Below are 11,525 nucleotides of genomic sequence, written 5' to 3' on the forward strand. Positions count from 1 at the left end.
TTATAAAAAGGGGAGCTTGTAATGAACGCACTAGACCGTTTAACTCCAGTTGAAGCCCGTGATCTAATACGCCGCGGTGAGTGGAGAAAGCCAACAAGTGGACTCTCAAACGGCTTTACGCAAGGAAATCTTGTGGTGTTACCGAAAGATCTAGCGTTTGAGTTTCTCCTGTTCTGTCAGCGAAACCCGAAGCCTTGTCCGGTGCTAGATGTAACGGAGCCTGGTTCCGCCGTTCCTGCCCTTGTTGCACCAGGTGCCGATCTACGCGTCGACATACCGAAGTATAACATTTATCGTCACGGTGAGCTTGTTGAAGAATGTACCGATATTACTTCGCTATGGAATGAAGACATGGTCGGTTTCCTGCTCGGCTGCAGCTTTACGTTTGAACATGCGTTGATGAACAATGGAATTCCTGTTCGTCACATCGAGCGAGGATGCAACGTTCCGATGTTTAAAACAAACATCGACTGTGTAAAGGCAGGCCGTTTCGAAGGTCCGATGGTCGTGAGCATGCGTCCTGTTCCTGAAAAAGACGTCGTTCGAGCCGTTCAAGTCACAAGCCGATTCCCTTCCGTTCACGGAGCGCCGGTTCATATCGGGAATCCCGAAGCGATCGGGGTTTCTGATCTCTATCAACCAGATTTCGGTGACCCTGTTCAGATTCATGACGGTGAAGTTCCTGTGTTTTGGGCATGCGGAGTAACGCCTCAAGCCGTCGCGATGCATGTGAAACCTGAGATCATGATCACGCACGCTCCCGGGCATATGTTCATTACGGATGTTCGTGATGAAAAGTATGGGGTTTTGTAAGGCGAGATAGTTAAATGAGGAGAGAATCTACTTTGGTAGATTCTTTTTTCTTTTTTAGAGAGCTTTTTTAGGTGTGAGGATGACTATTTGGGTACAAATGTTGTTCTTAGCGGTGGTGACGAGCGTTTTATCGGTGAAAAAGTAGCGATCATAGGTGCTCGCAGCTACGTTACCGGTGAATACGTTGCGTTTACAGGTGGAAACAAGCACATTAGCGGTGAACGTGTAACAAATATAAAAACACGTACCGTAAAATCCACCATTCTTCACATCAAAAAAGGCAGTCAAAAGTATATCTACTTTTATAGACCGCCTCTCGCCTTGCTTAACCCCTACCCATTAGTTCCAGTACTTGTGTCTTATTCGGCAATGCTGAGATCGCACCTTTCCCACTTGCCGTTAATGCACCGCTTGCATTCGCAAACTTCAAAATGTCTTCATGGTGCTCTTGGAGTACGATTAATAAATTATCAAGTGTAGCTTCAGCCTCTAGCAGTTTAAACAAAAATCCACCAATAAACGCATCACCTGCACCCGTTGTATCCTGAACTTCAATCTTGTACCCTGCTGATTCCCACTTTGCATCTCTGACGTAAAGGTCAGCTCCTGCTGCACCCTTCGTATACACAATTACTTGCACATCACCTACAAATAATGAATCAATGGCTTTATCCACATCATGAATTCCTGTGATGAATTCCAGCTCCTCATCGGACACTTTCACAATATGTGCGTGCGGTAAAAACTCATGAATCGCATTCCGGCAATCTGTCGGACTCTCCCATAGCGGCAGTCTTACGTTCGGATCAAAGCTCACGAGTCCACCTTTTTTCTTCATAAACTGAACCGCTGTCCGATGTGCCTCTTTCATCGGACTCTCCACAAGATCCACGGAGCAGAAATGAAGGATGTCTCCTTCACTAAACCACTTCTCATCGATCTCTTCTTTACTTAAAAGCAGATCAGCAGAAGGTTTTCGGTAAAAGGAGAAATCACGCTCACCGTTTTCTTTTAATGATACAAAAGCAAGCCCTGTATTCGCTTCTTTCGTGCGAGAGATCTTATTCGTCTCTACCCCTGCATTCGTAAGCTGTTCGATAAGAAAATCACCAAAGGCATCGTCTCCAAGTTTTGTGATCATCGATGATTCTAGACCAAATTTCGCAACCGCAGCTGCAACATTGGCTGGAGCCCCACCAGGAGCACGTTCGAACGAAACGACATCTTTTAAGGCCACACCATTTTGTTCTGGAATAAAATCGATTAGTACTTCGCCGATTGAAAATAGTTTTGACATACTCTCACCCTTACCTTAAACCGTGATTCCTTGAGATAGCTCGTGTTTCGTATAACAACCCCTCAACTTATCATCACTGAACACTTTGATTCCTTTTGATTCTTTTTTAGGGAACACTCTTGTCGTAAATACAACTTCTCCATCATTGATAAAAATTTCTGCTATGCTGTGATCAACAAACACGCGGACCTTGACTAAATCGCTAATCGCAAGCTCTGAACTTCGAACAAATCCAAAATCGCCGCCAAATGCTGCATCAAATTTTTCACGGTTCACAGAGACGGTTTGTTTTTCTCGGTCAAACGCTAGAACTAGACCTTCCGTTTCTGATGCAAACAATTCTACGCCAAACTGGTTCGCTTCTAAATCGTTAAGTTCAAGCTCCAACTCGTATTGATCTGACGCATTCTGTATCTCAACAGCTCCCTCCACAATCTCCATCTCAGAGGATTCCGATCGTACCCTTAACTGTTTTAACTCTTCAGCTGGTTTTTGACGAAGCTTACCATCCACAACCTCGAGCTCACGTGGAATTGAAAGGCAATGCGCCCACTTTTCCTTGTCTGTCGGGTACTCGACCTCCCCCATTCCAGCCCATGCGAATAGAAGACGTTCATTATTTTTTCCTGCAAACGATTGTGGTGCGTAAAAGTCAAAACCTTTATCCAGTTCGTGATATGTTTCTACCTCAAATGTAAGTCTCTCAATATCTAACTTTCCGATAACAGAAATCACATTATATAGATTATGATAGTTATGACCATCAGCATCTAAGCCTTGCGGAGAAACAATGAGTACATCTTTCCCGCTAACATCGAAGTAATCAGGACACTCTAGCATATACACAGAATTCGGCAGATCTAACGCTAGCTTCAGTTCACCTTTAAAACGCCAATCCACTGCATTTTCAGATTCATAGACAATGAGGGCACCTGTCTGGTCAGTGCGCTGTGCACCTAACAACATGTAATAGCGTCCGTCTTTTTCAAAAACCTTCGGATCCCGAACATGTCCCGTATACCCTTCTGGAACACCTTCGATCACGGGGTTGTTAGCATATTTCGTAATCGTGCCGTCTTTCTCCATGATCGCCAAGCACTGGTTAGCCGATCTCTCTTCTGCACTATATTTGATGTTGCCTGTGTAGTACATATACAGCTTTCCATCCACTTCAAGGGACGCTCCTGAATACGCACCATGTGATTCATAATCCTCTACCGGAACAAGTGCTACCGGCTGCCTTTCCCAGTTCACGAGATCACTCGATTTCACATACGCCCAGTGCTTCATGCCGTGCATAGCATCGAACGGATACCACTGGTAGAACACATGAAACTCGCCGTTAAAATACGCAAGACCGTTCGGGTCGTTAATCAATCCGAACTGAGGATGTATATGATAAGCTGGCTTCCATAGGGAATTAGCCGACATCCCTTTTAAACTTTCCAATTCATTTTCTTTCGCTTCCAAGATTGTTCTATATTTTGGTTCCATATATTTTGCCATAATGAGTCCTCTCCTGCGTAAAAATAGCGATGAGAGGAATTTCTCCCTCTCATCCTTGAGATTAATCCATGTTTGGTTTTCTTACCTTTAAATAAATGATCGTTAGAATCGCTCCGACTGCGAGTGCTAAAAGGTTTGCCGCTACATAGTGAAGATGTCCACTGTCTTTTGCAGCGATGATCGCAAATCCAGGTATAGCGGTAGCACCAAAACCAAGAGCATTAATGCCTGATAAGTAGACGTAAGCTCCGCCGATCGCGCCACCGATACTTCCCATGATCAGAGGAAACTTATATTTAACGTTTACTCCGAACAGAGCTGGCTCTGAGATCCCAAACAACGTTGAACCGAACGCAGAAACACCGATCTGTCTCGCTTTTTCACTTTTCCACATCGCTAGCGTGTAACCGAGAACAGCTCCACCCTGGCCCATCAACGCAACAGACATTAATGGCATTATGAAATTCGAACCTGTATCCGCGATCAATTGAGCTTCAACAGCTCCAATGACATGATGAAGACCTGTGATCACGATGATCTGCTGAACACCTGCAAACAGCATGAAACCAACAATACCCAGATTATCAACAGACCACATCAGCCCGTTTGTAATTCCATCTGACAGCAAGCGGCCTAATGGGCCCACCGCTGAAAACAATAGAAACCCTGATACCACAATCGTTAAGAACGGTGCCAAGAAAAGTTTAATCATATCAGGAACTTTTCGGCTAAAGAATTTATCCAGCTTCGCAATAACAAATCCCATCATCAAGGCGATGATAATACCGCCTTGGAAAGCAACAAGTGACACCTTTAAACCAAATAAGCTGATTATTTCCGGTTTAACCGTCCCGTTTCCAACGGCATAAGCATTGGCAAGTTCCGGATGAAGCATGATCGCGCCAAGCACAAGACCAAGTACAGGATTCCCACCGAACCGTTTTGTTGCTGAATAAACAACGAGCAGCGGTAAAATCGTGAAAATACCAGTAGACATGATTGAGATGAAACGGTTAAATCCTTCGATGGCCGGATACATCTCTACAACAGATTTCGGACCAAAGATTCCTTTTTGGCTTAACAGCCCTGTAACACCCATTAAGAGTGCAGCCGCAAGCAAGCCAGGGATAATTTCGACGAATACATCAGACAGTGCTTTAATTCCTCTTTGGAACGCATTTTGTTTTTGAGCAGATTGTTCTTTTACATCGCCAAGTGACATTCCAGAAATGCCAGCTTCCTCCGTAAATACGGCATAAACGTCATTGACCGTTCCTGCTCCAATGATGATCTGCAGCTGATCGCCAGCTACAAACGATCCTTTCACATGGTCAAGTTCACCGATAGCTTTCGTGTCAGCCAGCGAGTTATCTTTAAGTACAAGCCGCAGTCTTGTTGCACAATGAGCTGCGCCTTGAATATTTTCTTTTCCGCCTATCAATGTGATCATTTCCTTAACGGTAGGCAGGTATTTTGATTTTATATTTGAATCAGCCATCGTTTGTTCCTCCCCTAGAAACATTTCCGGAACCGGTTCCAATTTAAGATAAAAAAATTTCCGCTGTTCCCATTAAAGGTAATACCCGAATGGGAACCGGTTCCACAAACCTATAATAAAATAGCTGATAACATTTTGCAACCCTTTTCTGAAAACGTTATCAGCTTATATTTTTTTCACACTTTCTCCTTCAATAAAATGAAATCCGGAGACCTGCAGTTTCTGTACTTCTTCACCTTCAGTCATGTTGATGATTGTTTTTGCAGCTTGAATACCCGTCTGTTCATTTTTAAAACGAATCGTGGTTAGTGTTGGATGAATGACTTCTGAAATGTTATACCCTCCAAAACCAGCCAGTGAATAATCATCAGGGACTTTTTTTCCGAGTTTCGAGATCGTCTTCATCGCTCCAAATGCGATCGTATCTGTTGCACAAATGATTGCTGTAGGTGTTGAAGTTCCAAGTGCTTTTTTTGTAACTTCAGAAGCGTTATGTAGATCGAACTGTGAGATGTATGTATGAACTTCTGTGATTCCTGCTTGTGCAAGTCCATCCAAAACGCCCTGCTTACGCTTCTGTCCAACGGCTACATCACTTTCGGTTACGCCTAGATAGACAATCGATCGATGGCCTTGAGTTGCCATGTATTGTCCCATTGCAAAACCAGCTTGATAATCGTCATTTATGATGCAGTTAAACGCATCCACTTCCTGCGCAACAACGAGTACCGGAATACGAATGGACTGTATAGTTTGGTAATGCTTATCTGTAATACCCGTAGAAATAAGGATAATGCCGTCCACTTTTTGACGCGAAAGATTGATCAAGCTTTCAATTTCTCGATCTACATGCTTGCTCGTGCTGATGATGAGCGTCGTATATTCTCGCTTTCGTAGCTCTTCATCAATCGCCATCAAGACAGTAGATGTTACATACGAATCTAAAGTAGGAGCGATCACACCAATAAAATTTGTTTTCTTCGCTTTCAAGCTTTGAGCGAATGAGTTCGGTTCATAATTGTTTTCTTCGATGACTTTTCGAATTTTCGCTTTCGTTGTTTCACTAACATTGCCGCCGTTTAGATAACGAGAAACAGTACTTTTGGCAACGCCTGCGAGCTTCGCTATATCCTTGATCGTTATATTCATGTCATTCACCTACTTTTTTAAAACTGCTTGATGGTTACCATTATAGTATATGGATAGAGTTGTTTAAAGATAAGAAAAAAGACTGACCCTCCAAGAGGTCAGCCTTTATTATTTATTTACTTGGGTGCACCACGGTATTCAGCAATCCACCTAAGATGATGATCATCGCTGACAGGTAGAACCACAGCATCAGAACGACAAGACCTGCAACTTGGCCGTACAGCGCGGAATAGTTGCTTCCACTCACGTACGTAGCAAAGCCCATCGAAACGAGCTGCCAGCCGATTGTCGCAAAGAACGCACCCGGAAGTACTTTTTTAAATCCAAGCTTGATGCTCGGCGCAAAGGAATACAGCATGATGAAAAATAACAGCAGAAACACTGTTCCTATTCCCCACTGCACGATGATCCATAGCTTTTGAAAAGCAAGGTTCGAAAAGATGCCTTCCAAATACACCCGTAGGATTTTTTCAAACAACGGAACAAATACCGAAAACAGGACCGCGAGCATGAACCCAACGGTTAACAACAGACTTTCTAAAATCTGTTTTAGCATGTTCTCATTATTCCTTACTTGGTACGCATCGTTCATGATACGCTTCATACTTTGAAAACCCATCGACGAAAGCCACAATGTGACGATCAAACTGAACGATAACAGGTTTCCTTCTTGTCTCATAACGGTATAGGATAATGTCTTATCAATTAGATTGTATGTGCTCTCTGGCGCATACGGCTGGACTAGCTCTAAGATATTTTCTTCTCTTAGTGGTAAATATGTTAGTAATGAATAGATAACGAGCAAAAATGGAAAGACAGACATTAAAAAATAATAGGCCATCTGTGCCGATAAATCGTACACCCTTAAATTGAGAAATCGGTCACCTAGCTGTTTTAACACTTTAACGATATTCATGTTGCAACACCTCTTTAGTTAAGCCAGTCCATAAAAACAGTAATATAATATATACGCTAAAAGTAGTCAAATCAGATCACTTTTTTGTAAAAAAAAGTTTCATTTGTTGAAATTTTCGAGTTCTGGCTTGTTTAAAAGTGTTTGATTAAATAACTAAAAAGAACGAAACATCATCTTTGGGTCGTCACGAAACTTCTATGGGTCTCAATGATATTTCTATGGGTCGAATTTAACATCCTATGGGTCTTAATAGAGTTTCTATGAGTCAAACCTAAATTGTATGAGTCTTCGTTCATACTCTATGGGTCATCCACACGTTTCTATAAGTCATCATTCCTGCCCTCAAGTCCCATCAATCACAAAAAAAAATGCCCCTCATAAGCATGAGAGACATCTTTAAATATTTATTTCACCGCTCGTGCTGCGGTTTCAACGAGATCGACTGTTTGATCAACTGTATCTTGACGGAACTTCATGAATTCCTCCGTGATATAAACGGATTTGTCATCTGGGTAAAATTCCTGTGCAGCGATATGCAGGTGTCCGCCTGGAATGTCGGTTGCTCCAAGACCTAAACGCACGCGATTCGAGCGGTACATGCTTTCGTTAGATAGATAGCTTCCGCCTCCACCCTCTTTTTGCGTCGGTCCGTCTTCTTTACAAACGGCAGGATTCTCAAAGTTTGGTGGCAACCATTCACATACTTTATCATTTCGAAAAACAGGCCACGGTCCCGTTTCAGCTGCGATCATCTCTTCATATGGAAGGGTAGTTTCAATAAACTCCGGAAGTGGTTTTGGCATCGGCCAATGAGATACAGGTGGTGTGACTTCTGCTCGTTCTTCGAGCTTGTTATCAGCCCCCGTATGATAGCGTCCGGCATATCCTTCGATCGCCATCTTACGCGGCCCGCCTTGACTGATGGTCATGATTAAATCTACTTGTTTGGAGCTCTTCTTCAAAAATGGTCCGAACGTATCTTCAACAATTCCAACTTCAAAGTCATCCCATCTAACAGGAAAATTGACCGCTTGTATCAAGGCAAGTCCGTCACCCGTCCACACCCATCTTCCGTCTAGCTGCAAGCCGCTCGCTCCTGAAGGGTTCGTTCGTCTGAATTCCTGTTCAAGACGATACGGATCAAATCCACTTACAAGAATTCGCTTCACTTTCTTGCTTTTTGGATAATCGATCGTAGAAATACCTCTTGATGTGTATTCCAATGACTTCATTAATTTATCACGTTGTTCTTTTGAAATAGTAAATGCAGGGTCCCATTGTCTAAGAGCACTTGTCATATGTAATCTTGCCCAGTATAGCGGCCGGTCATCGTATGAATCGAGCTCACCTAGATCTGGTCTCTTATCTTGAGCCCGATCAACGGCTGTTTTCCATAGTGCTGTTCCATGCTTCTGTATCACCTTTTCAGCCTTCTCTGGAGTTCTTGCTGAACATAGGTCATGTTTAAAATGTTCCACATAAGAGTTATATTTACTATCATTTAAAAGTTGTTGTGGAATGGGTCTGCCATCTTCAATTCTTTGTTCTTCTGCTGTTAATGGTACATTACGATCAAAACAGCTTGCCTGGTTCTTCGCTTCTACTTCATCACCATTATCGAAAAGAAGCACACTTGCTAACAGTACACATGTCATTCCGATCCTTCTACCATAGGAAATCTTCACGGAATCCCTCCTTTTGTTACTTATTGTAGAATAACGACGAAATCATTTGAATAGTATGAATTGTTTAATCGTGTATTTTCTGAACGAAAACAGCCATCCTACTACCCAGGTATAAATGAGTGTTTTTACCTCAAGGTTATTTAAAGAGTGATCAAACTGAACTTGTTACTTATTCCTCAAAAGCATCTTAATGTCATTTCCATTGGAAATCCTGTAAGCTGTACACATCATTACTTGTTAGATGGGATTGAACGGTTATGGAAACTACACAAAGTTATAAACAATCGACAATCGTGGCCCTGCTACTGGCCGGGACATTTATTGCGATTCTGAACCAAACACTCATGATCACCGCGATACCGCCGATCATGAAAGAGATGAACATCACAGCGAACAGCGCTCAGTGGCTAACGACCGTGTTCATGCTCGTGAACGGGATCATGATTCCGGTCAGCGCATTTTTGCTCGAACGGTTCACGACTCGTCAGCTATTTATTTCGGCGATGAGCGTGTTCGCTGTTGGAACACTCGTTGCAGGACTCGCTCCAAACTTTGAGACACTCTTACTCGGAAGGGTTATTCAATCAAGTGGAGCTGGGGTTATGCTGCCTCTAATGCAGACCGTGTTTCTGATGATCTTCCCTGTGAACAAACGTGGTTCAGCGATGGGCTTAGTCGGACTCGTTATCTCATTCGCACCGGCTATCGGCCCTGCTCTTTCAGGCTGGGTAACTTCACACTATTCTTGGCGCGTACTCTTTTTCATCATCTTGCCGATTGCCATTCTTGATATCATCGTAGCGTTTTTTGCTCTAAAAAATGTTACGGAAACATCAAAAACAAAAGTAGATGTAACATCGATCATCTTGTCATCGTTCGGTTTTGGAGGATTGCTATACGGATTCACGTGCGCAGGAAATCTAGGTTGGACCGCTCCAAGCACACTGCTCTGGCTCGCAATCGGTGTTGTCGCTCTCGTTCTATTTATCACGCGACAACTACGTTTAGCACATCCGATGCTCGAGTTCAGAGTGTTCGCGAACTCCATCTTCCCGCTAACGATCATCATCGGCATGATCACGTTCTTAGGTCTGATTGGAGCGGAAACGATCATACCGCTATTCATGCAAAACATGAGAGACTTTACGGCGTTTGAAGCAGGGCTCGCACTATTACCTGGTGCGCTCATCACAGGGCTCTTATCACCAATCACAGGAAGACTGTTTGATAAGTTTGGCGCACGCTGGCTGGCGATTATAGGTCTGACGATCATCACTGGTTCGTCCTTTGCGTTCGCCACTTTAAGTCCCAGCACCTCGTTCACGTTCTTAACGGTGATGTATGGTGTTAGGATGTTTGGACTTGCGATGGTGATGATGCCCGTTGCGACGGCTGGGCTCAACCGCCTTCCAAAGAGATTGATTCCCCATGGCGCAGCGATGGACAACACGATGAAAATGATCGCAGCATCCGTAGGTACAGCCATTTTAGTTACCGTCATGACAACAACTGCTGAAACCGCAGCAGTGCGACCTGAAATCTCACATCCTGATATGTATGGTGCGAACATGGCCTTTATTGTCGTTTCCGTGCTGTCGTTGATCGGACTTGTGATCTCCTTCTTTATAAAAGAAAAACAACCAGAAACAGAGGGCAGCTGATTACAGCTGCCTCTTTGTACATTCGGTCTTAGCCAGCTCGATAGTTCGTGACAACCTTAACTTCTTAAGTAATACTAAAGATGAAGCTTTCTCTTTTTAACTTTTCAATACATATCTTTTAAAATAGGAGGTTACCATCTTGAATCAGATCCAGCACACGTTAGCCAAAACACTCATTGATGATGCACCTGCATTGGCTGAACATATACTCACACTACGGTTTAAGAAATATCCAATAAAAGATAAACAGCTTTTTGATCGTCAATCATCAACCGATTATATTATGAAATTAGTCCAGCTCTTAGGCAGTTCACTCGTGTTGTCACCCTCTGCAAGAGAAGACGGACTGAAGGTATGGGCGATCCAAACAGCTCGCTATGCTCTCGAATACGGTCAGTCGTTGGATGTAGCGATGCAATCCACGCAATTCATTCGAAGTGAAATCCTTCAAGTGATAGAACGTTTGGCGGAACAAGAGCAAACAAGCGTAAAAGAAGTCATTTTTATCATTCAAGAGATCAACCAGATGCTCGACTTATGCTTTCAAGTGTTCACCCAAACCTACATGGAAAGTATATTAGAAGCCATATAAAGAAGCCGAAGCGACACTTGATCATAGAAGATCATGTGTCTTTTTTTGTGTGGTGTAATCCCTACTATCGGTCATTAATTTTCAGTTTTCTGCTAACAGATTATTGCTTTTAGGCATCATTGAAAAGTTGATTGGAGTGTAAGGTGCAAGACTCCTGGGGGATCAGAGTGACATGGCCGATAAGTGGAAGTGGCTCGTTCAGCCCCGACTAGCAAAAGTTGAATGGGCTAGGAAGGCGCACTTTGCCTTCTTGACCGTTTAACTTTTGACCTCGAGGGCTAGCCACTGCAACTAGACAGGTGACACACCTAAGAGCACACTGTGCCGAAGTGGCTCACCGTACTCCCCCGGAAAGCGAGCACTTGAAACGGAAATCAACAACTATCAATCGCATACAAAGCTTAACTT

General features: G+C 43.3%; 9 protein-coding genes. 3 read left to right on the plus strand and 6 right to left on the minus strand.

Features of this window, described 5'->3' with window-relative positions:
* Positions 1–21: 21 nt before the first annotated feature.
* Positions 22–813: a putative hydro-lyase gene (locus ABE65_RS18615; RefSeq protein WP_066398268.1), complete on the plus strand. Its 792-nt coding sequence runs from the start codon at positions 22–24 to the stop codon at positions 811–813.
* A 325-nt stretch (positions 814–1,138) separates the two neighbouring features.
* Here the strand turns inward: ABE65_RS18615 and ABE65_RS18620 are convergent, their stop codons facing one another.
* From ABE65_RS18620 to ABE65_RS18645, 6 genes are all read right to left on the minus strand, one after another.
* Positions 1,139–2,110 carry a carbohydrate kinase family protein gene (locus ABE65_RS18620; protein ID WP_066398276.1) on the minus strand — a complete coding sequence of 324 codons (972 nt, stop codon included), beginning with the start codon at positions 2,108–2,110 and terminating at the stop codon, positions 1,139–1,141.
* A 15-nt stretch (positions 2,111–2,125) separates the two neighbouring features.
* Positions 2,126–3,616 (minus strand): glycoside hydrolase family 32 protein, encoded by a 1,491-nt coding sequence (locus tag ABE65_RS18625; protein ID WP_066398278.1) that lies wholly within the window; start codon positions 3,614–3,616, stop codon positions 2,126–2,128.
* 61 nt (positions 3,617–3,677) lie between these two features.
* Positions 3,678–5,114, minus strand: coding sequence for a PTS transporter subunit EIIC (locus ABE65_RS18630; protein ID WP_066398280.1), 1,437 nt, complete (start codon positions 5,112–5,114; stop codon positions 3,678–3,680).
* 165 nt (positions 5,115–5,279) lie between these two features.
* Entirely contained in the window at positions 5,280–6,263 is a 984-nt protein-coding gene (locus ABE65_RS18635) for a LacI family DNA-binding transcriptional regulator (RefSeq protein WP_066398282.1), read from the minus strand.
* Between the two features lie 112 nt (positions 6,264–6,375).
* Positions 6,376–7,179, minus strand: a complete 804-nt coding sequence (locus ABE65_RS18640; protein ID WP_082861498.1) for a YihY/virulence factor BrkB family protein — start codon at positions 7,177–7,179, stop codon at positions 6,376–6,378.
* Positions 7,180–7,583: 404 nt separating this feature from the next.
* Complete coding sequence (locus ABE65_RS18645) at positions 7,584–8,864, minus strand: hypothetical protein (RefSeq protein ID WP_066398284.1); 1,281 nt, start codon at positions 8,862–8,864, stop codon at positions 7,584–7,586.
* A 257-nt stretch (positions 8,865–9,121) separates the two neighbouring features.
* Here ABE65_RS18645 and ABE65_RS18650 point away from each other — a divergent pair, with 257 nt between their 5' ends.
* Together ABE65_RS18650 and ABE65_RS18655 are read left to right on the plus strand one after the other, a co-directional pair.
* On the plus strand, positions 9,122–10,525 hold the full coding sequence (locus ABE65_RS18650) for a DHA2 family efflux MFS transporter permease subunit (protein WP_066398286.1): 1,404 nt from the start codon (positions 9,122–9,124) through the stop codon (positions 10,523–10,525).
* Positions 10,526–10,664: 139 nt separating this feature from the next.
* Positions 10,665–11,117, plus strand: coding sequence for a hypothetical protein (locus ABE65_RS18655; RefSeq protein ID WP_066398288.1), 453 nt, complete (start codon positions 10,665–10,667; stop codon positions 11,115–11,117).
* The last annotated feature ends 408 nt before the right edge of the window (positions 11,118–11,525 follow it).

It is taken from the genome of Fictibacillus phosphorivorans (assembly GCF_001629705.1).
GTDB classification, from domain to species: Bacteria; Bacillota; Bacilli; order Bacillales; family Fictibacillaceae; genus Fictibacillus; species Fictibacillus phosphorivorans_A.

Coding starts and splice junctions, on each gene's coding strand:
- ABE65_RS18615 (WP_066398268.1), top strand. CDS start 22: ATGAACGCACTAGACCGTTTAACTCCAGTTGAAGCCCGTGATCTAATA.
- ABE65_RS18620 (WP_066398276.1), bottom strand. CDS start 2,110: ATGTCAAAACTATTTTCAATCGGCGAAGTACTAATCGATTTTATTCCA.
- ABE65_RS18635 (WP_066398282.1), bottom strand. CDS start 6,263: ATGAATATAACGATCAAGGATATAGCGAAGCTCGCAGGCGTTGCCAAA.
- ABE65_RS18650 (WP_066398286.1), top strand. CDS start 9,122: ATGGAAACTACACAAAGTTATAAACAATCGACAATCGTGGCCCTGCTA.
- ABE65_RS18640 (WP_082861498.1), bottom strand. CDS start 7,179: ATGAATATCGTTAAAGTGTTAAAACAGCTAGGTGACCGATTTCTCAAT.
- ABE65_RS18630 (WP_066398280.1), bottom strand. CDS start 5,114: ATGGCTGATTCAAATATAAAATCAAAATACCTGCCTACCGTTAAGGAA.
- ABE65_RS18625 (WP_066398278.1), bottom strand. CDS start 3,616: ATGGCAAAATATATGGAACCAAAATATAGAACAATCTTGGAAGCGAAA.